This is a genomic window from Sphingopyxis jiangsuensis (assembly GCF_016734905.1).
GTDB classification, from domain to species: domain Bacteria; phylum Pseudomonadota; class Alphaproteobacteria; order Sphingomonadales; family Sphingomonadaceae; genus Sphingopyxis; species Sphingopyxis jiangsuensis.
Window position 1 is genome coordinate 21,888 of the sequence record NZ_JAERPO010000001.1, and the last position, 19,758, is coordinate 41,645.

Annotated in this window: 17 protein-coding genes and 1 pseudogene; 7 read left to right on the plus strand and 11 right to left on the minus strand. The window is 63.5% G+C overall.

Going from position 1 to position 19,758, the window contains the following annotated elements; all coding sequences use genetic code 11:
- Positions 1 to 11 precede the first annotated feature (11 nt).
- The gene (locus JI743_RS00105; protein WP_201927171.1) at positions 12 to 1,256 is read left to right on the plus strand and encodes a M24 family metallopeptidase; all 1,245 of its coding nucleotides are present in this window, start codon (positions 12 to 14) and stop codon (positions 1,254 to 1,256) included.
- On the opposite strand, the gene JI743_RS00110 is transcribed toward JI743_RS00105, so the two are convergent.
- Genes JI743_RS00110 through JI743_RS00120 form a run of 3 tightly spaced genes read right to left on the minus strand, consistent with a single transcriptional unit; the run spans position 1,187 to position 3,978 of the window.
- Entirely contained in the window at positions 1,187 to 2,101 is a 915-nt protein-coding gene (locus JI743_RS00110; RefSeq protein ID WP_227339544.1) for a DUF817 domain-containing protein, read from the minus strand. The genes JI743_RS00105 and JI743_RS00110 overlap by 70 nt on opposite strands.
- Positions 2,094 to 2,792, minus strand: a complete 699-nt coding sequence (locus JI743_RS00115; protein ID WP_227339545.1) for an immunity protein Imm33 domain-containing protein — start codon at positions 2,790 to 2,792, stop codon at positions 2,094 to 2,096. The genes JI743_RS00110 and JI743_RS00115 overlap by 8 nt, the downstream gene beginning before the upstream one ends.
- Positions 2,793 to 2,799: 7 nt before the next feature.
- On the minus strand, positions 2,800 to 3,978 hold the full coding sequence (locus tag JI743_RS00120; RefSeq protein WP_201924799.1) for a vWA domain-containing protein: 1,179 nt from the start codon (positions 3,976 to 3,978) through the stop codon (positions 2,800 to 2,802).
- Positions 3,979 to 4,146: 168 nt separating this feature from the next.
- Between JI743_RS00120 and JI743_RS00125 the strand changes: the two genes are divergently transcribed.
- Positions 4,147 to 5,544, plus strand: a complete 1,398-nt coding sequence (locus tag JI743_RS00125; protein WP_227339547.1) for a methyl-accepting chemotaxis protein — start codon at positions 4,147 to 4,149, stop codon at positions 5,542 to 5,544.
- Here JI743_RS00125 and JI743_RS00130 read toward each other — a convergent pair.
- From JI743_RS00130 to JI743_RS00165, 8 genes and pseudogenes are all read right to left on the minus strand, one after another.
- Positions 5,541 to 5,960, minus strand: coding sequence for a GFA family protein (locus tag JI743_RS00130; RefSeq protein ID WP_201924801.1), 420 nt, complete (start codon positions 5,958 to 5,960; stop codon positions 5,541 to 5,543). The genes JI743_RS00125 and JI743_RS00130 overlap by 4 nt on opposite strands.
- Positions 5,961 to 5,964: 4 nt before the next feature.
- Positions 5,965 to 6,810, minus strand: a complete 846-nt coding sequence (locus JI743_RS00135) for an AAA family ATPase (RefSeq protein ID WP_201924802.1) — start codon at positions 6,808 to 6,810, stop codon at positions 5,965 to 5,967.
- A gap of 110 nt (positions 6,811 to 6,920) precedes the next feature.
- Entirely contained in the window at positions 6,921 to 7,592 is a 672-nt protein-coding gene (locus JI743_RS00140) for a DUF6975 family protein (protein WP_201924803.1), read from the minus strand.
- Positions 7,593 to 7,859: 267 nt separating this feature from the next.
- Positions 7,860 to 8,156: a PspC domain-containing protein gene (locus tag JI743_RS00145; protein WP_201924804.1), complete on the minus strand. Its 297-nt coding sequence runs from the start codon at positions 8,154 to 8,156 to the stop codon at positions 7,860 to 7,862.
- Between the two features lie 327 nt (positions 8,157 to 8,483).
- Positions 8,484 to 10,496, minus strand: a complete 2,013-nt coding sequence (gene rpoD / locus JI743_RS00150; RefSeq protein WP_201924805.1) for an RNA polymerase sigma factor RpoD — start codon at positions 10,494 to 10,496, stop codon at positions 8,484 to 8,486.
- Positions 10,497 to 10,519: 23 nt separating this feature from the next.
- Positions 10,520 to 12,415, minus strand: coding sequence for a DNA primase (gene dnaG, locus JI743_RS00155; protein ID WP_201927175.1), 1,896 nt, complete (start codon positions 12,413 to 12,415; stop codon positions 10,520 to 10,522).
- A pseudogene (locus JI743_RS00160) lies at positions 12,412 to 12,800 on the minus strand (endonuclease domain-containing protein). Before JI743_RS00160 ends, dnaG begins: the two are co-directional and overlap by 4 nt.
- 108 nt (positions 12,801 to 12,908) lie before the next feature.
- On the minus strand, positions 12,909 to 13,364 hold the full coding sequence (locus JI743_RS00165; RefSeq protein WP_201924806.1) for a GatB/YqeY domain-containing protein: 456 nt from the start codon (positions 13,362 to 13,364) through the stop codon (positions 12,909 to 12,911).
- Between the two features lie 132 nt (positions 13,365 to 13,496).
- Between JI743_RS00165 and carA the strand changes: the two genes are divergently transcribed.
- From carA to JI743_RS00190, 5 genes are all read left to right on the plus strand, one after another.
- On the plus strand, positions 13,497 to 14,768 hold the full coding sequence (carA, locus tag JI743_RS00170) for a glutamine-hydrolyzing carbamoyl-phosphate synthase small subunit (RefSeq protein ID WP_201924807.1): 1,272 nt from the start codon (positions 13,497 to 13,499) through the stop codon (positions 14,766 to 14,768).
- Positions 14,765 to 15,127, plus strand: a complete 363-nt coding sequence (locus JI743_RS00175) for a ribonuclease E inhibitor RraB (RefSeq protein ID WP_201924808.1) — start codon at positions 14,765 to 14,767, stop codon at positions 15,125 to 15,127. Before carA ends, JI743_RS00175 begins: the two co-directional genes overlap by 4 nt.
- A complete protein-coding gene (carB, locus tag JI743_RS00180; protein ID WP_201924809.1) occupies positions 15,127 to 18,447 on the plus strand; it encodes a carbamoyl-phosphate synthase large subunit in 3,321 nt (1,106 codons plus the stop codon). Before JI743_RS00175 ends, carB begins: the two co-directional genes overlap by 1 nt.
- A 96-nt stretch (positions 18,448 to 18,543) precedes the next feature.
- Complete coding sequence (gene greA, locus JI743_RS00185) at positions 18,544 to 19,020, plus strand: transcription elongation factor GreA (protein WP_201924810.1); 477 nt, start codon at positions 18,544 to 18,546, stop codon at positions 19,018 to 19,020.
- Between the two features lie 13 nt (positions 19,021 to 19,033).
- Entirely contained in the window at positions 19,034 to 19,669 is a 636-nt protein-coding gene (locus tag JI743_RS00190) for a rhomboid family intramembrane serine protease (RefSeq protein ID WP_201924811.1), read from the plus strand.
- The last annotated feature ends 89 nt before the right edge of the window (positions 19,670 to 19,758 follow it).

The window sequence follows — 19,758 nt, forward strand, 5'->3', positions numbered from 1 at the left end:
GCACGGCGATGATGCGGCGACGAAAGTTTCTTGGCACCGCAGCGGTCGGCGCCTTTGCGGTGGGCCTGCCTCCGTCGGTTCTCGCCGCCGACGCGGCCGACCTTGCCAACCTTGCGGCAAAGGCGGCTCCCATCGGCAAGGCCGAACGCATGACGCGCATCGCCAAGGCAAAGGCGTTGATGGCCGCGAATGATATCGGCGCGCTTTTGATCGAGCCGGGATCGAGCCTCATCTACTTCACCGGTGTGCAGTGGTGGCGGAGCGAGCGGCTGACCGCTGCCATTCTCACGCGTGAGGGCGAGGTTGCGGTCGTCACGCCCTTTTTCGAGGAACCGTCGGTGCGCGAAAGCCTCGGCATAGAGGCCGAGATTTTGACGTGGAACGAGGATGAAAATCCACTTGCAAAGGTCGCGGCATGGCTCGGCAAACGCGGCCTTGCGCAGGGGCGGATCGGCGTTGAGGAAACGGTGCGTTATTTCGCGGTCGATGCGCTCGAAAAGGCGATGCCGCAAGCGCCGGTCGTGAACGGCGCGCCGGTCGTGCGCGGGTGCCGAATGATCAAATCGCCCGCCGAACTCGCGCTAATGCAGGTCGCGAACGACATCACCATCGCCGCCTATCGCCACACGGCGCCGCGTATCGAGGAAGGGATGACTCCCGCCGACATCGGCATGATTATGCGTGCGGCGACGGTCGCGATGGGCGCGCGCAGCGAGTTCGAGCTGATCCTGCTCGGCGAGGCGAGCGCCTATCCGCACGGCAGCGGCAAGCCGCAGCGCGTCGCAAAGGGCGAGGTCGTGTTGATGGACTGCGGCGCGTCAGTGCATGGCTATCAGTCCGACATCTCGCGCAGCTTTGTCTTTGGCGAGGCGACGGCGCGCCAGCGCAAGGTGTGGGAGCAGATGCGTCAGGGGCAGGAGGTTGCCTTCGCCGCAGCCCAGGTCGGCGCACCCGCGGGATCGGTCGACGACGCGGTGCGTGCCTATTACGAAAGCCTTGGCTGGGGGCCGGGATACAAGCTGCCCGGAACCTCGCACCGTACCGGGCACGGCATTGGCCTCGACGGGCACGAGCCGGTGAACCTCGTGCGCGGCGAGACGACCCCGCTCGCGCCCGGCATGTGCTTTTCGAACGAGCCCGGGATCTATATTCCCGGCGAATTCGGCATCCGGCTGGAGGATTGCTTCTATATGGCCGCCGACGGCCCGCGCTGGTTTTCCGAACCGCCTCCCTCGATCGACGCGCCCTTCGGCTGAGCGAGCCCGCTCGGGCGCTGGACGATGCTGACGAGCACGAAGGAGATGATCATCAGCAGATACCAGCTCCCGAGCTTTTCGATCCCGACCATTTCCCATCCGTTCGCCTGGTTCGGATAGCTCCACGCGCGGGCGAAGGTGCCGATATTCTCGGCAAACCAGATGAAGAGCGCGACAAGGCCCCAGCCGACGAGCAACGGCATGCGCCGGTGGACGTGGAGCGGCCGGAACCACACCTGGCAGCGCCAGAAGAGGAGGGCGGTGGCCGCAAAGAGGAACCAGCGAATGTCGTAGGTCCAATGGTGCGCGAAGAAATTGATATAGATCGCGGCGGCGAGTGCGAAGCTCGTCCAGAGCGGGGGATAGCCGGTGTAGCGAAAGTCGAAGATGCGCCAGACGCGCGCGATATAGCTGCCGACCGCCGCATACATGAAGCCCGAGAAGAGCGGCACCGCGCCGATATGGAAAAGGCTCGGCTCGGGATATTGCCACGATCCCGCCGCAGTCTTGAACAACTCCATCACCGTGCCGACGACGTGGAAGATCAGGATAACCAGCGCTTCCTTCGGCGTCTCCAGCCGGAACGCCAGCATGCCGAGCTGGATCAGCACCGCGCCGATGGTGATCGCGTCATAACGGTGGACCGGCGCATCGTCGGGCCAGAACAGATGCGTGCCGAGCAAAAGCGCGAGCATCAGGGCGCCGAACAGGCACGCCCAGCCCTGTTTGAAGCCGAAGACGAGAAATTCGAGGAACCAGCCGCGCGGCCCCGGCGCGACCGCCATCGCCTCGAGCCGTGAGCGAACCGCGTGGAAGCGCGAATGACGCCTGTCGGGATCAGTCATCACCGACGTCGGGCATCGCCGTGGGATGGAAAGCGCCAGTGTCCCGGTCGCGCAGAAAGGCGCTGCCGACCGGCGCATCGATCAGGTGCAGCCAGCTGTCGTCGCCGTTCAGCACCTTGCCGAGCGCGATGTAGCTGAAGCTCGGATTGTCATATTCGGCGTCGGTCAGACCGCGTGTGTCGCACCGAAAGCGCCAGCCGCTGTCGGGGTATTTGTCGCCTTCGCGCGGTGGATCGGGCTCCTCACGATATAGAAACTCCACCTTGAGCCGGCCATCGAGAATTTGGTCATCGACGAAGCAGCGGTCCCAATATTCCCGCCGTTCGGGCGCGGTCGGGGGAGGGGCGGCGCGATCCTCGCTCCAGTCGATGTCGATGATATGTGCACGGTCGAACGTCACAGCATCACCGGCCTTGAGCTGGGGCATGTCGAGTGGATCGTTGTCGAGCGTACCGGTCAGTCGTGCTCCCTCTGCCGCCGTCACGATGACCCACATGCGTTCGGCGTCCCATTCGCCGCTATCGGGAATCGACCGGAAAATCAGTTTGACGAGGTCGCCGGGCGATACCGCCAACAGCTCATTTTCTGAGGGTAGATAGAAGGTATAGGGTGCCTTGGCGGCGGTCGGCCGCGGGTCTTCTATCGCATATCGTCCGAACCAGCCGCGCAGCCTGTCCCTGAACCTACCCACGCCGCGCTCAATGCTTGCGCGTCAATTCGCGCATGGCATCGTCCAGCCCGGCGAGGCTGAGCGGATACATGCGGTCGTTCATCAGTTGTTTGATCAGCTTCACCGACTGGGTATAGCCCCAATGCGCCTGGGGCACCGGGTTCAGCCACACCGCGGCGGGATAGACTTTGGTGATCCGGCCCAGCCAGACCGCGCCCGATTCCTCGTTGAAATGTTCGACGCTGCCGCCCGGATGGGTGATTTCATAGGCGCTCATCGACGCATCGCCGACAAAGATCACCTTATAATCATGGCCATATTTGTGGAGGATGTCCCACATCTGGTGGCGTTCGGACCAGCGGCGCTTGTTGTCCTTCCACACGCCTTCATACGGGCAATTGTGGAAATAGAAGAATTCGAGATTCTTGAATTCGGTGGTCGCGGCGCTGAACAATTCCTCGCACAGCTTGATGAACGGGTCCATCGAGCCGCCAACGTCGAGGAAAAGGAGCAGCTTGACCGCGTTGCGGCGCTCGGGGCGCATCTGGATGTCGAGCCAGCCCTGCCGCGCGGTGCCGTCGATCGTACCCGGAATGTCGAGTTCGTCGGCCGCGCCCTCACGCGCGAATTTGCGCAGGCGGCGCAGCGCGATCTTGATGTTGCGGGTGCCGAGTTCCTTGGTGTTGTCGAGGTTCTGGAACTCGCGCTTCTCCCAGACCTTCAGCGCGCGCTTGTGCTTGCTTTCGCCGCCGATCCGCACGCCTTCGGGGTTATAGCCTGAGTTGCCATAGGGACTCGTCCCGCCGGTGCCGATCCACTTGTTGCCGCCCTGGTGGCGCTTCTGCTGTTCCTCGAGACGCTTTTTCAGCGTCTCCATGATCTCGTCCCAGTCGCCGAGCGATTTGATCGCCTCCATCTCCTCGGGCGTCAGATATTTTTCGGCGACCGCCTTCAGCCACTCCTCGGGTACATCGACCGGGTTCTGGCCATAGTCGGTAAGAATCCCCTTGAAGACCTTGTTGAACACCTGATCGAACCGGTCGAGCAGGCCCTCGTCCTTCACATAGATGGCGCGCGACAGATAATAGAATTGCTCGGGGCTGCGGTCGATCACCTCGCGGTAGAGCGCCTCAAGCAACATCAGATGCTCTTTGAGGCTGGCAGGGATCCCCGCAGCGCGCAGTTCGTCGAGAAAGCCGAGAAGCATGGCCTAGGGGTAGCCCGTCGAGATTGCCCGCGCAATCACTTTACGTTTACGGAAAGTGGATAGGTAAGGCCCGCGGGCGTGCGGCATCGCGCCAGACTCCACCCGTTGACGCCGCATTAACCAATGTTCGGCATAGCTGCGCGATGGCACAGGGACGTGGGTAAGCCGATGAAATTCGAACCGATCAACGCCAATACGGCGGTTCTCGACCAGTCCGTCGCAAGCGATTGCGGCGAGCTTGCTGTCGGGTGCAGTGATGCGGCGGGCCGCATCAAGCTTGCGACCGATCAGATGGAACGGCAGATTTCCGAGCTTGGGCGGCTCGAAGAATTTGTCGTCAGCCTTGAGGCGGATCAGCGCCAGATCGCCGATTCGACCGACGAAGCCAAGCTTCTGTCGGCGCGCGCTTGCGAACAGCTCGACGCCGGGGCCGAGCGCGTCAACAGCGCCGTCACCGAATTCCGCTCGGTCATCGACCTTGTCGCGCGCCTCGGAACGCATGTCACCAATTTCGCTGCCGTGATGGAGCAGGTGCAGCAGGTCAGCCAGTCAATCGAGCAGATTGCCAAGACGACCAACATGCTTGCGCTCAACGCCGCAATCGAGGCCGAGCGTGCGGGCGACGCGGGCCGGACCTTTGCGGTCGTTGCCGCTGAAGTGAAGAAACTTGCGCAGAATACGCGCGGCGCGACCGACGAAATCCGCCGCAGCATCGGCAGCCTCGCAACAGAGGCGAGCGGGCTCGTTGCGGAAATTCAGTCGGGGGTCGAACAGTCGAGCCGCGCCGAGGCGCAGTTCGAGACGATTACCGACGCGCTGCACGATGCGACGCACCTTGTTGCCCTGCTCGACGACCAGAGCGACCGCATCGCGCAGTCGAGCGCGATGGTACACGCCAATGGCGCCAAGGTGCGCGAGGCGATGGACAGCGTCGTTGCCTCGGTGCGTGATAACAGCGCCACGCTCGCCGGCACGCGCGATTCGATCCTGTCGATGGAATATGTATCGAACAGGATGTTCAACGCCGTGATCTCTGCGGGCGTCTCGCCGCAGGATTCGGCTATCGTCCAGCTCGCCTCGCGTGTGCGCGACCGTTTCGTGGCGATTGCCGAAGATGCCGTGGCGCAGGGCGCGCTGACGATGGAGCAACTGTTCGACACCAACTATGTCCGCGTGCCGAACTCGAACCCCGAACGGTTTCGGACCAGCCTGTGCGATTGGGCCGATGCGCATTGGCGACCGCTGTTCGACGAGATCGTCCGCGAGCATCCCGAAGTGTTGATGTCGTCCGCCGGCGACATGAACGGATTTCTGCCGACTCATATCACCGATTGCTCGCGCGCGCCGACGGGCGATATCGAGCATGACACCCAGCATTGCCGCAACGGGCGTATCCTGTTCGATGCGACCGATGCCGCGGCAAAGCGCAGCACGGCACCCTTTTTCATGGCGGTTTATCGTCAGGAGGGCGACGGGACGAACTTTATCACCGTCCGCAATGTCTATATGCCCGCGACGATCAACGGCCGTCGCTGGGGCGACGTCGAGGTTGCGTACCAGCTCTAACGCGGTGCCCCCGGCGGGGGCGGTTGCGCCGGATATTGCTCCATCGCCGGATCGATCGTCGCTCCAGCAGGGGCATCGTCGGTCCAGATCGCGATCGTCGGTTTAAGCCCATGATCGTCGAGGAGGCCAAGCCGGACCGCGCGCATGTGCGGCCCCGCCGAGGACGCAGCAAAAAGCTGAGTCCCGCAAGCCGGGCAAAAGGACCAGGCGAGTTCGCGGCCGCTCGCCGCCATGCGGCGGTTCGACGCGATCTCGCCGGTCACTTCGATGTCGGCGGTCAGGAAGATGGCGTTGTGCGTCGGCCCGCCGGCGGCAAGCTTCTGGCACTGCGCGCACCAGCATTGCCGCACGACCAGCGGTTCGCCGTCGATGCGAATGGCAACTGCCCCGCAGGCGCAGTGGCCGCTATAGGCCATTGTGTCAGCCGCCCTGCCGCCGTGCCATGAACGCGAGCTTTTCGAACAGCATCACGTCCTGTTCGTTCTTGAGCAGCGCCCCGTGCAGCGGCGGAATCGCCTTGCCGACATCGCGGTTTTGCAGAACCTCCAGCGGCATGTCCTCGGCCAGCAGCAGCTTCAGCCAGTCGATGAGTTCGCTCGTCGAAGGCTTTTTCTTGAGCCCCGGAACGTCGCGCACTTCATAGAAAATATCCATGGCGCGACTGACCAGCGTTTTCTGGATGCCGGGGAAGTGAACCTCGACAATCTCGGCCATCGTGTCGCGGTCCGGAAATTTGATATAGTGAAAGAAACAGCGACGCAGGAAGGCGTCGGGCAGTTCCTTTTCGTTGTTCGAGGTGATGACGACGATCGGTCTTTCCTTCGCGGTAATCGTCTCATCGGTCTCGTACACATGGAAGGCCATGCGATCGAGTTCCTGGAGCAGATCGTTCGGAAACTCGATGTCGGCCTTGTCGATCTCGTCGATCAGCAGGACGGGGAGCTCGGGGCTGGTGAAGGCCTCCCACAGCTTGCCCTTCTTGATATAGTTGCGGATGTCGTGGACGCGCTCTTCGCCGAGCTGGCCATCGCGCAGGCGCGCAACGGCATCATATTCGTAGAGACCCTGCTGTGCCTTTGTAGTCGATTTGATGTTCCAGGTGATGAGCGGCGCGTCGAACGCCTTGGCAACCTCTTCGGCCAGCACCGTTTTGCCGGTTCCGGGCTCGCCCTTCACGAGGAGGGGGCGGCGAAGCATCGTCGCCGCGTTGACCGCGACCTTCAGGTCCTCGGTGGCGATATAGGCGCTGGTGCCTTCGAAGCGCATGGGCGGAATGCCTTTCCCTTAACGTGAACGTCAACCGGGGATGGCATAGCTGCGCGCGCTTGACGGCGCAACCTCACATGCTTTGCAGATTTGGGCGCGCGGGCGCGGGGTCAGGGATGCGCGCGGCTGGCGGCGCGGGCCGAAAGCAGATCCCACAGCCCGCTGTGCTGGGCAATCAACTGCTGTGCGCCGAACATCATCGCGCGCTCGGCTGCGGGAGTTCCGCCGATGGCACCGGCGAGCCGCGCCGTGTCGCGGAGGTCGGGCAGCGTGCACCGCGGAACGGCCATTTCGAGCTTCTGCGCGCTGATGTCGAGCAGCACGCGGACCGTGCGCCAGTCGAGCGTCAGCGCGATGGCGGCACCGAGAGCGCATCCGTGGCGATCCGATTCCGCAAGCATTTCGATGGCCTTGCGCTGCGCGGCAACGGCGGCTTCGCATTGCGCCTGACCTTGCGTGCTTGGCACCGGGCCGGCCGCGGCGGCAATTTTCGAGAGGAAGGCGCGCTCGAGCGCGAAGGCGTTGGCGGCTTCGTCCATCCAGCGGCGCGAGGCGGCGTCGACCGCCTTGCGCGCGGCATTGTCGATGACGCCCGGATAGCGGCCGTGCAAAAGGCACAGGAAATGGACGGCATCGGCCAGGTTGCGCATCGCGTCGGGGCCGGTCGACAGCGCTCCGGCCTTGATGTGGGGATGCGCGCCCGCGCCTTCGCTGGCGACGAGCGAATCAAGCAGTTCGGCGACGCCGCGTGCCGGTTGCTTCGGCTGGATCGATGGGCTCAATGCGAAATCCTTGGCCTGGGGCGACGAGCTTCAGCCGCGCCGATGAACTGTTGCCGTCAGCCATAAAGCAACGTCGTAAACGTCGCGTTTATGGGCGGCTGTGCTTTTCGTCAGATTCTGTTCCGACGCGGGACAGCAGACATTTCGGAGCGGACGAAATGACCCGGCAGGCCGGGGAGCCTACCGGGTCTGGTCGCTTTGGCGGGGGGCGCCATCGAGGCGGGGACGGGCGGACCAGGGGAGAGGGGATAGGCCGCCCGCGCCCTCTCAAGCAGCGAGTGCGAGTTCCTCGGCCTTGTCGGCGGTCGGCGCGGTGCCCCCGACTTCGGAGAGCACCGGCTGTTCGGCGGCGCCCGCCTTGGCAGGGAAGAGCAGGCGCGAAGCGAGCACGATCGCGCCGAGGCCGAAATAGGCCGCAAAGGTCTGCACCGGAAAGAAGAAGAGCGGCGCAATGAACGCCAGACGCAGCCACAGGGGATTAAAGCCGAAATCCTGGCCCACGGCCTCGCAAATACCGAAAAAGGTGTCGCGACGGCGGAAGAGGTTGGTGGTTTCCTGTACCATTTTTGTCTTTCCTATTCTCGTAGCGGGCACCGCCCCGCGTTCGTGCCCAATGCTTCGCAAAGGGCGTGCCAATTTTTCTGAACGGCTGAATTCCCGGCCTTCTGGCGGATCGGACAGCGCTTCCGCTGGTCACCGATAGGGAAAATATCCCAATGGTCGGGAAGTGACGCCATCAGATCGTTGTTATTGTCATGGCTCAAACTCGAGGAAAGGTGGGGGAGAGCGCCGCCGTTCCGACGGACGCGCCCGACATAATGCGTCGGCCAACCGAAATGGGCGCCCGGTTAGACCGGACGCCCAAAAAATTCGACGAATGTCGCCCGAAGGTTACTGGTCGAGAAAGCTACGCATTTTGCGACTGCGCGACGGGTGCTTGAGTTTCCGCAGCGCCTTCGCCTCGATCTGGCGGATACGTTCGCGCGTCACGCTGAACTGCTGCCCGACTTCTTCGAGCGTATGGTCAGTGTTCATCCCGATACCGAAGCGCATGCGCAGAACGCGCTCCTCGCGCGGGGTCAGCGAGGCGAGGACGCGCGTAACCGTCTCTTTCAGGTTCGACTGCACGGCGGCGTCGACCGGAATGACGGCGTTCTTGTCCTCGATGAAGTCGCCGAGGTGGCTGTCTTCCTCGTCACCGATCGGCGTTTCGAGGCTGATCGGCTCCTTGGCGATCTTCATCACCTTGCGGACCTTTTCGAGCGGCATCGACAGACGCTCGGCCATTTCCTCTGGGGTAGGCTCGCGGCCGCTTTCGTGGAGGAACTGGCGGCTGCAACGCACGAGCTTGTTGATCGTCTCGATCATATGGACCGGGATACGGATCGTGCGCGCCTGGTCGGCGATCGAGCGGGTGATCGCCTGCCGGATCCACCAGGTCGCATAGGTGCTGAACTTGTAGCCGCGGCGATACTCGAATTTGTCGACCGCCTTCATCAGGCCGATATTGCCTTCCTGGATGAGGTCGAGGAACTGCAGCCCGCGGTTGGTATATTTCTTGGCGATCGAGATCACGAGGCGCAGATTCGCCTCGACCATTTCCTTCTTGGCGATGCGCGCCTCGCGTTCGCCCTTCTGGACCATGTTCACGACGCGGCGGAATTCGACGAGGCTCATGCCCGCGGCCTGTGCAATCTCGGAGATTTCGACGCGGATGCGGTCGACCGCGCCTGCTTCATTCTCGGCGAAGGCGGCCCATTTCTTGTCGATGCCGCCGACTTCGTCGAGCCAGTTTTCCTCGAGCTCGCGTCCGATATAATTGTCGAGGAAGGCCTTGCGCGGCACCTTGTGGCGTTCGGCAAGCCGCAGCATCTGGCCTCCGAGCGCGGTCAAGCGGCGGTTGTAACTATAGAGCTGGTCGACCAGATATTCGATCTTGGTGCCGTGGAACTGGACGCTTTCGACCTGAGCGGTCAGCTCTTCGCGCAGCTTGTGATATTTCTTCTCTGACGCGGCAGGGAATTCCTCGCCGCCCGACAAGGCCTCGAGCCGCGCGTCCTGCAGCTTCGAAAATGCCTTGAAGCTCTTGGTAATCGCGGCGAATTTCTCTAGAGCGTCGGGTTTGAGCAATTCTTCCATCGCGGCGAGGCTCAGCGTATTGTCTTCGTCATCGTCGTCGAAGCGCTCGCGCTTGCCCGACGTGCCTTCGCCATCTTCATCCTCGCCGTCGGCCGAGGGCTCCTCCTCGACCTCATCCTCGTCCTTGAACGAGACGCCGGCGGTCTTTTCGCTGATCTCGCCGTCGTCCTCGGCGCCCTCTTCCTCAAGATTCTCGGGCGCGGGATCTTTCGACAGCATCGCTTCGAGATCGACGATCTCGCGCAGCTGCATGTCGCCATTGTTGAGCGCGTTCGACCATTCGATGATCGCGTTGAAGGTCAGCGGGCTTTCGCACAGCCCCAGGATCATCGTGTCGCGGCCCGCCTCGATGCGCTTGGCGATCGCGATCTCGCCCTCGCGGCTCAGCAGCTCGACCGCCCCCATTTCGCGCAGGTACATGCGAACGGGATCGTCGGTGCGATCGACCGTTTCCTTCTTCTTTTCGATAGCGGGATTCGAAACCGACCCGGTGCCTGCACTGACATCGACTTCGTCGTCGGGCTCGGCGTCGGTTTCTTCCTGCACATCCTCATCGCTTTCGACGATGTTGATGCCCATGTCGGAGATCGCCGACATGATGTCCTCGATCTGTTCCGACGACATTTCGTCCTGCGGCAGCGCCGCATTCAGCTCGTCATAGGTGAGGTAGCCGCGCTTCTTGCCGCGCGCGATCAGCTTTTTGACATCGGCTTCGTTGAGGTCGATCAGCGGAGCGTCGGTGTCGGCTTCGTTCTTGGTGGCCATTCTGTTTCCTTGCCTTGGGGCAATTAATTCATAGTCGAGCCGTGGCTGCTGTCGGACAGCGCGGCCAAACGGCGGGTCAAATCCTCATCCAAAGCGCGCAGCTTTTGCTGCCGCGCCAGGCCTTCGTCGTCCATCGTGCGCTGGAAATCCGCAGTCGCCTCGGCCAGCCGGGCACGGATTTCAGGCTGCGTCACCAGCACGCCGATATATTCGTCAAGGTCGCGAAGCGCGGATTCGCGCGCCGCCGCGGCCCCTTCGCCCTCTTCAAGCCGTCGATTGAACGAGAAGTGCATTCCATCGGCTCTGAGCAATGTCATCGCCCTATTATACACCTTCATGGGCTCCAATATGGCAAGCAACCCCTCGCAATCAAGCCCTTCCTCGGCATTTGCGATGTCAAGCATCGCGGCGAGCAATTCTGCGTCGCCAGGGTCGGGGATTGCGAGCCGCACCAGAGCCTCCTCGTTACGGCGAATCGCCTGCGGATGGCGCAACAAGCCCCCGATCAGCGCCGCGGCATAGGGCGCGGCGATTCCTGCCTGCCCGATCGAACGCGTTTCCTCGGCCGGAGGTTGCAACCGTGGGTCGGGGGCGAAGCGCCGGCCGCCGCCGCGCGCGCCCTGCGGCGCCCAGGGGACGCGCGGCCCGCGGTCGGGGCGTCGACGCGCGAAGAGCGCATCGAGCTTTTCGCGAAACGCCTCGCGATAATGGTGGCGCACATCGGTATCCTCGATCGCGTCGGCGTGAGCAAGCAGGCGCGATTTGAGCGCGGCGCGCTCCTCGGGCGTCGCGAGCGGTCCGGCGGCGACCTCGTGCGCCCATAGTCGCTCGACGAGCGGCTGCGCGCTCTCGAGGATCGCCTCGAACGCGTCGGCGCCCTTGGCGCGTACCAGATCGTCGGGGTCCTGCCCGGCGGGAAGCGTCGCGAAGGCAAGGCTGAAACCGGGGCGCAGCAGCGGCAGCGCACGCGTCGCGGCGCGCATCGCCGCCTTTTGACCCGCCGCATCGCCGTCGAAGCAGAGGAGCGGCACGGGCACCATCCGCCAAAGCAGCCCCAGCTGATTTTCGGTGAGCGCGGTGCCGAGGGGCGCGACGGCGTCGTCGATCCCCGCTTCGGCAAGCGCGACCACGTCCATATAGCCCTCGACGACGATGATGCGGTTCGTCCGGCGGGTGACGGGGCTTGCCTTGTCGAGGTTGAAGAGCGTGCGCCCCTTGTCGAACAGCGGCGTGTCGGGCGAGTTCAGATATTTGGGCTCGCCGTCACCGAGGATGCGGCCGCCAAAGGCGATCACGCGCCCGCGCGCGTCGCAGATCGGGATCATCAGGCGGCCGCGAAAGCGGTCGTAAGGCTCTTTGTCATCGACCGCGATCAGCATCCCCGCCTCGACAAGCATCGCGGTCGGAAATTTCTTGAGCGCCTCTTTCAGCGCGCTGCGGCTATCGGGGGCAAGGCCGAAGCCAAACGCCTTGCGCGTCGCCTCCGAAATGCCGCGTCGCGCCAGATAATCGCGCGCCGGGGCGCCGTTGCTGCTCTCGAGCTGCTGCGCGAACCAGTCGGCGGCGGCCTGCACGACATCGCGCAGGCTCGCTTGAGCCTCGGCCTTTTTCGCGGCGCGCGGGTCGGGAGCGGGGACGTCCATCCCGGCCTCGGCGGCAAGCTCCTTTACCGCGTCCATGAAACCGAGCCCCCGCTGCTCGGTCATCCAGCGAATCGCATCGCCATGCGCGCCGCAGCCGAAGCAGTGATAGAAGCCCTTTTCGTCGTTGATCGTGAAGCTGGGCGTCTTCTCGTTATGGAAGGGGCAGCACGCCTTATACTCGCGACCGGCGCGCGTGATCTTCACCGTGCGGCCGATGAGGGTCGACAAGGTGATGCGCGCGCGCAATTCGTCCAGCCATTGGGGGGTGAGGGTCACGGTACTCCCCTCCCGCTTGCGGGAGGAGTCGGGGGAGGGCATGTGGCTAGCACGCGCTCGATCTCGCGCACGACCCCATCGATCCGTTCTAGCACATCATTGTTCCAGAACCGGATCACTCGATATCCCCGTGCTTGCAAATAGGAGTGCGCGCTTTGTCGCTGGCTACATCAAGCGCGTGCTGGCCGCCATCGACTTCAATCACAAGTTTGGCGCTGCGCGATACGAAGTCGCAGATGAACGGGCCGATCGGGAATTGGCGATTGAAGCGGACACCCCGGACTTTACGGGCGCTTAACTGTGCCCATAGCTTCCGTTCGGCGTCGGTCGCGTTGAGTCTCAACTCGCGGGAATTTGCGGTCGCTCGTTTGTAGCCCTTGTCCAAACAGGCCCTCCCCCGACCCCTCCCGCAAGCGGGAGGGGAGAAATATGCGCTCGCGGCCCAGCCAATCCCTCTCCTGCGGGCGGGGGGCTAGGGCAGGGCATGTCCCCTTTAGGCGGAAAGCGCCCCCTTCACCCACCCACTCGCCTTGCTCATGTCGAGTTCGCTGCCGTGGCGTTCCTTGACCGTCGCCATCACGCGGCCCATGTCCTTGAGGCCGCTTGCGCCCAGTTCGGCGATGATGGCGCGGATCGCAGCGGTCGCTTCTTCTTCGCTCAGTTGTGCGGGCAGGAATTCCTCGATCACGACAACTTCCGCCGCCTCGATGTCGGCGAGTTCCTGGCGGCCGCCCTGTTCGTACATCGCAATCGATTCGCGGCGTTGCTTGACCATTTTCTGAAGGACGTCGGTGACGAGCACATCGTCGTCTGCGGGTGCGGTACCGGTGCGAAGCTCGATGTCGCGGTCCTTGATCTTGGCCAGCATCAGGCGGATGGTGCCGAGCCGCGCCTTGTCGCCGGCCTTCATTGCGGCGACCTGCGCAGCCTTAAGAGCATCACGAATCATTGCGTGTCCCCAGCTTTTCTCATTTCGGAAAGGAGCACCTTTAGCGGCAAGATTCCAAATCCGATAGCTTGTGAATCACTTTTTTGCCGCCTAATTGGTCGGCCGTTTAGCCCCCCGACCGGAGCATGTTAAATGGCACCAGCCAATCCCTCTGCCGCGCCCAAAAGCCAGCCTTCCGGCGCCACCGGCGTTCTTGTCCTTGCCAATGGCACGATCCTGTGGGGCGTGGGTTATGGCGCTGTGGGTGCCGGTGTGGGCGAAATCTGCTTCAACACGTCGATGACCGGCTATCAGGAAATCCTGACCGACCCGAGCTATGCCGGGCAGATCATCACCTTTACCTTTCCGCACATCGGCAATGTCGGCGCGAACCCCGAGGATATGGAACGCGGCGTGCACGGCGCACTTGGCTGCATCACGCGCGAGCTGCCGACGGCGCCCAGCAATTTCCGCAGCTTCCAGACGCTGCCCGATTGGATGGCCGAACAGGGCGTAATCGGGCTTGCGGGTATCGACACGCGCGCTCTGACGCGCCGCATCCGCGAAGCGGGCGCGCCCAACGGCGTGATCGCGCACAGCCCCGAGGGCAAGTTCGACATCGACGAGCTGTTGGCGATGGCGCGCGGCTGGGCCGGGCTGGAGGGCATGGACCTGGCGAAAGGCGTCAGCCGCACCGACACCGGCGAATGGACCGGCGGCGTTTGGGCTCTCGGCAAGGGTTACCAAATCCCGTTCGCATCGAGCGAAGTCGAGATGCCCATCGACGGCGCACGACCTCACGGTGTCTCGACTTCGCTCGACACGAACGGAAATGGGGCGACGGCTCAAGTCCGCCCCCATGTCGTCGCGATCGACTATGGCGCGAAGGACAATATCTTCCGCAATCTCGTGAAGGCTGGCGCGCGCGTCACCGTGGTGCCCGCGACCGCGACCCTCGACGAAGTGCTGGCGCTGGAGCCCGCGGGCGTGTTCCTGTCGAACGGCCCCGGCGATCCAGCGGCGACGGGCGATTATGCGGTGCCGGTGATCAAGGGGCTGCTCGAACGCAACGTCCCGATCTTCGGCATCTGTCTGGGCCACCAGCTGCTCGCGCTCGCGGCGGGGGCAAGGACGGTGAAGATGCATCAGGGCCACCGCGGCGCGAACCATCCGGTGCAGCGCGTCGGCGGCGATTTTGCGGACGGCGTGGTCGAGATCACGAGCATGAACCACGGCTTCGCGGTCGACGCCGCGACGCTGCCCGCGGGCGTGGTCGAAACGCACAAGAGCCTGTTCGACGGATCGAACTGCGGCATCGCGATTACGGGCAAGAACGCGTTCAGCGTGCAATATCACCCCGAGGCGAGCCCGGGGCCGCAGGACAGCTTTTACCTGTTCGAGAAGTTTGTTGGTGGGTTAAAGTGAGTTCGCAGATTCCTTCTCCTGATCAGTGGGATGAGGTTTGGGCAGCAGATCTCGATGTTCTGCGCAATTTGCGCGAGAATGGTGATCTGCCGGACGTCCCGCGCGAGGTCGATGTTTCCTTTCGCGGTCCGATGGACGCGCTCCGGCGGCTCCAAGCGGCGTGTGAGAATTTCGGCTTTACCGTGCAGGAGTTCATCGAGGCCGACGAGGAGGGCGAGCCTTGGTTGTTTTTGGTCCGAACGCAAACGACCGACGATGATGCGATGCGTGACCTGACGATGACCTATTTGCAGATTGAAGACAGTTTCGGCGTCGAGTGCGACGGTTGGGGCTGCGTGGCACAAACGGAAAAAAAATAATGCCCAAAAGAACCGACATCCAATCCATCCTCGTCATCGGCGCCGGCCCGATCGTTATCGGTCAGGCGTGCGAGTTCGACTATTCGGGGACGCAGGCGATCAAGGCGCTCAAGGAGGAGGGCTATCGCATCGTCCTCGTCAACTCCAACCCGGCGACGATCATGACCGATCCCGAGCTCGCCGACGCGACCTATGTCGAGCCGATCACGCCCGAGATCGTCGCCAAGATCATCGAAAAGGAACGCCCCGACGCCGTGCTGCCGACGATGGGCGGGCAAACCGCGCTCAACACCGCGCTCGCCTTGTTCAACGACGGGACGCTGGAAAAATATGGCGTCGAGATGATCGGCGCCGATGCCGAGGCGATCGACAAGGCCGAAGACCGGATCAAGTTCCGCGACGCGATGGACAAGATCGGCCTCGAAAGCGCGCGCTCGGGCATTGCGCATACGCTCGACGAGGCGTTCGCGGTGCTCGAACGCACCGGCCTGCCGTCGATCATCCGCCCCAGCTTTACCATGGGCGGCACCGGCGGCGGCATCGCGTATAACCGCGAGGAGTTCGAACATATCGTCCGCGGCGGCCTGATCGCGTCGCCGACCACCGAAGTCCTGATCGAGGAATCGCTCCTCGGCTGGAAAGAATATGAGATGGAGGTGGTGCGCGACCGCAAGGACAATTGCATCATCATCTGTTCGATCGAAAATGTCGATCCGATGGGCGTGCATACCGGCGACAGCATCACCGTCGCCCCCGCGCTGACGCTGACCGACAAGGAATATCAGATCATGCGCAACGCGAGCATCGCGGTGCTGCGTGAAATTGGCGTCGAAACCGGCGGGTCGAACGTCCAGTTCGCGGTCAATCCCAAGGACGGCCGCCTGATTGTGATCGAGATGAACCCGCGCGTGTCGCGTTCGTCGGCGCTCGCGTCGAAGGCGACCGGTTTCCCCATCGCCAAGGTCGCGGCGAAGCTTGCCGTCGGCTATACGCTCGACGAGATCATGAACGACATCACCGGCGTCACCCCGGCGTCGTTCGAGCCGACGATCGACTATGTCGTCACCAAGATCCCGCGTTTTGCCTTTGAAAAGTTCAAGGGGTCGGAACCGTTGCTGTCGACCGCGATGAAGTCGGTGGGCGAGGTGATGGCCATCGGTCGCACCATTCATGAATCGATGCAGAAGGCGCTGCGCGGGCTGGAGACCGGCCTGTCGGGCTTCAATTTCGTCGACCGGCTGAAGGGCGCGAGCCACGAGCAGCTTCGTAACGAACTGGCGCGCCGCACCCCCGACCGGCTGCTCATCGCCGCGCAGGCGATCCGCGAGGGGCTGCCGCTTGAGGAGATCAACCGCGTCGCAGGCTATGACATGTGGTTCCTGCAGCGGATCGAGGAAATCGTCGCGGCCGAGAGCGACGTGTGCCGCAACGGCCTGCCGCGCGATGCCGCGGGACTGCGGAAGCTGAAGGCGATGGGCTTTTCGGACAAGCGCCTTGCCTATCTGGCGCTCCAGTCGGCGAACCTCCAGCCGGGCACGCGCCGCTCGACTGCGCGCGGCACCGGGCTGATCCACGAGGCGGTCAAGGCGATGACGGGCGGCGTCACTGAAAAGGAAGTGCGCGCGCTGCGTCACAAGCTCGGCGTGCGGCCGGTGTTCAAGACGATCGACACCTGCGCCGCCGAATTTGCGGCGCAGACGCCCTATCTTTACTCGACCTATGAAGCGCCGACCTTTGGCGAGCCCGAGTGCGAGGCGAGCCCCAGCGAGCGCAAGAAGGTCGTCATCCTCGGCGGCGGACCGAACCGTATCGGGCAGGGGATCGAGTTCGACTATTGTTGCTGCCACGCCTGTTTCGCGCTCGAGGACGCCGGGTTCGAGACGATCATGGTCAACTGCAACCCCGAAACGGTATCGACCGACTATGACACGTCGGACCGCCTCTATTTCGAGCCGCTGACGGCAGAGGATGTGCTCGAAATCCTGCACGTCGAAATGTCGAAGGGGACGCTGGCGGGCGTGATCGTCCAGTTCGGCGGCCAGACGCCATTGAAGCTTGCGCAGGCGCTGTCGGACGCGGGCATCCCGATCCTCGGCACCTCGCCCGACGCGATCGACCTCGCCGAAGACCGCGAGCGGTTCGCCGCGCTCGTCCACAAGCTCGGCCTCAAGCAGCCCGACAACGGCATCGCACGCAGCCGCGAAGAGGCGGTCGCGGTCGCGTCGCGGATCGGATATCCGGTGCTGACCCGTCCCAGCTATGTCCTTGGCGGGCGCGCAATGGAGATCGTTGACGACCAGGCGCAGCTCGAAAATTATATCGAGACGGCAGTGCAGGTGTCGGGGGACTCTCCCGTCCTGATCGACCAATATCTGCGCGACGCGATCGAGGTCGACGTCGACGCGATCTGTGACGGGACCGATGTCGTGGTCGCGGGCGTGCTCCAGCATATCGAGGAAGCCGGGGTCCATTCGGGCGACAGCGCCTGCTCGATCCCGCCGTATAGCCTGTCGCCCACGATCATTGCCGAAATCGAGCGCCAGACCGAATTGCTCGCACGCGCGCTCGAGGTGCGCGGGCTGATGAACATCCAGTTCGCGATCAAGGACGACGAAGTCTTCCTGATCGAGGTCAACCCGCGCGCGAGCCGCACCGTGCCGTTCGTCGCAAAGGCGGTAGGTTCGCCGATCGCCAAGATCGCGGCGCGCGTGATGGCGGGCGAAAAGCTCGCCGACCTGCCAAAGATCAATCGCGATATCGACCACGTCGCGGTCAAGGAGGCGGTCTTCCCCTTCGCGCGCTTCCCTGGCACCGATCCCGTCTTGTCGCCCGAGATGAAGTCCACCGGCGAAGTCATGGGAATCGATAGCGATTTCAATACCGCCTTCGCCAAGGCACAGCTCGGCGCGGGCGACCGCCTGCCGACCGAGGGACGCCTGTTCGTGTCGGTGAAGGACAGCGACAAGCCGCGCATCGTCGCGCCCGTCCGCCAGCTCGCCGAATGGGGGTGGCAGGTGATCGCGACCGGCGGCACCGCCGATTATCTTGCCGAACAGGGGGTCGCCGTCGAGCGGGTGAACAAGGTTGCCGAAGGGCGGCCGCACATTGTCGACCGCATCAAGGATGGCGATGTGCAGCTGATCTTCAACACCACCGAGGGGTGGCAGAGCTTGCAGGATTCGCAGTCGATCCGCGCTTCGGCGCTCGGCGCCGACATCGCCTATTACACGACCGCCGCGGCAAGCCATGCGGCGACCGAGGCGATCGGGGCGCTGCGTGCACGCTCTCTTGAAGTAAAGCCGCTTCAAGACTATTATTGAGGAACCGCTTCACCCCCCGACATCGACGGATACAGCGGCTCAGCCGCCCGGCGCTTCGCCGCCGGGACGGGATATTTGACGAAGGACGAGATGATAATGGCAAGCGTTGAAAAGGTGCCGATGCTGGCGGAAGGCTATGAGAAACTGAGCGCGCAACTCGCCGCCCTCAAAGCCGAGCGACCGCTGATCGTCGACGCGATCGAAGAAGCGCGCGCGCACGGCGATCTTTCGGAAAATGCCGAATATCATGCCGCGAAGGAGCGCCAGGGTCAGGTCGAAGCCACGATCGGCGACCTCGAGGACAAGCTGTCGCGCGCGCAGGTCATCGATCCCTCGACGCTATCGGGCGACCGCATCGTGTTCGGAGCGACCGTCACCCTGTCGGACGAAGACGACAAGCCGGTCAAATACCAGATCGTCGGACAGGCCGAGGCCGACGCCAAAGTTGGCAAGATCAGCTATAATTCGCCGCTCGGCCGCGCGCTGATCGGCCGCCGCGTCGACGACGAGATCGAAGTTACGGTCCCGTCGGGCGACAAATATTATCTGGTGACCAAGATCGAATTCCTCTGATCGGCCGCGCGGGATGAGGCCGCAGGATACGCCGCTGGTCACGGGCTATGCGCTCGCCTGCACGGTGCTGTTCATCCTGCTGTCGATTACCGGCCTGCAGATCGAGGCCATCGTCCGCGCGGGATTCGTTCCCGCGCGGTCGGGCAGCGAACTGATCCTGCCGCCGGGGACGATGGTACCCTTTGCGTTGACGCCGCTCACATCGGCCTTCCTGCACGGCGGGGTGCTGCATCTCGTCTTCAATATGGTCGTATTGCTGTTCGTCGGCCGCCAGCTCGAGGCGCCGCTGGGGAGCAAGGCGATGGCTGTGCTGATCCTCGTCGGCGCCTATGCGGGTGCGGCAGCGCAATGGTTGTCGGAGCCCGCTTCGGCGGTGCCGATGATTGGTGCAAGCGGCGCAATCTCTGCGCTGATCGCGGTGTTCGCACTGCTGTTCAGCCGCAGCCAGGCGCCCGCGATAGGGCCGATTCCCAGCCATTGGGTGCGCGCATTGTGGCTCGCTGCGGCGTGGATCGGGCTGCAATTGCTGCTGGGCTTTGCAGGCAGCAGTGGATTCGGCGCGGTGGCGATCTGGGCGCATGTCGGTGGATTTCTCGCAGGTCTTCTGCTGGCACGACCGCTGCTGCGCTGGCGTTTCGGCGGACGGTAGGCCATCACGTCGCTGCCAACGGCGGTTTGAGGTGAAAGCAGTCATCTGCTTATTCGCGGGGATGACGATCAAATAAGGCACGACCTTCG

What these genes read in the sequence shown, in the direction of transcription:
- JI743_RS00105 (WP_201927171.1), top strand. Translation starts at nt 12, where the DNA reads ATGCGGCGACGAAAGTTTCTTGGCACCGCAGCGGTCGGCGCCTTTGCG.
- JI743_RS00110 (WP_227339544.1), bottom strand. Translation starts at nt 2,101, where the DNA reads ATGACTGATCCCGACAGGCGTCATTCGCGCTTCCACGCGGTTCGCTCA.
- JI743_RS00120 (WP_201924799.1), bottom strand. Translation starts at nt 3,978, where the DNA reads ATGCTTCTCGGCTTTCTCGACGAACTGCGCGCTGCGGGGATCCCTGCC.
- JI743_RS00125 (WP_227339547.1), top strand. Translation starts at nt 4,147, where the DNA reads ATGAAATTCGAACCGATCAACGCCAATACGGCGGTTCTCGACCAGTCC.
- JI743_RS00130 (WP_201924801.1), bottom strand. Translation starts at nt 5,960, where the DNA reads ATGGCCTATAGCGGCCACTGCGCCTGCGGGGCAGTTGCCATTCGCATC.
- JI743_RS00135 (WP_201924802.1), bottom strand. Translation starts at nt 6,810, where the DNA reads ATGCGCTTCGAAGGCACCAGCGCCTATATCGCCACCGAGGACCTGAAG.
- JI743_RS00145 (WP_201924804.1), bottom strand. Translation starts at nt 8,156, where the DNA reads ATGGTACAGGAAACCACCAACCTCTTCCGCCGTCGCGACACCTTTTTC.
- rpoD (WP_201924805.1), bottom strand. Translation starts at nt 10,496, where the DNA reads ATGGCCACCAAGAACGAAGCCGACACCGACGCTCCGCTGATCGACCTC.
- JI743_RS00165 (WP_201924806.1), bottom strand. Translation starts at nt 13,364, where the DNA reads ATGATTCGTGATGCTCTTAAGGCTGCGCAGGTCGCCGCAATGAAGGCC.
- carA (WP_201924807.1), top strand. Translation starts at nt 13,497, where the DNA reads ATGGCACCAGCCAATCCCTCTGCCGCGCCCAAAAGCCAGCCTTCCGGC.
- carB (WP_201924809.1), top strand. Translation starts at nt 15,127, where the DNA reads ATGCCCAAAAGAACCGACATCCAATCCATCCTCGTCATCGGCGCCGGC.
- greA (WP_201924810.1), top strand. Translation starts at nt 18,544, where the DNA reads ATGGCAAGCGTTGAAAAGGTGCCGATGCTGGCGGAAGGCTATGAGAAA.
- JI743_RS00190 (WP_201924811.1), top strand. Translation starts at nt 19,034, where the DNA reads ATGAGGCCGCAGGATACGCCGCTGGTCACGGGCTATGCGCTCGCCTGC.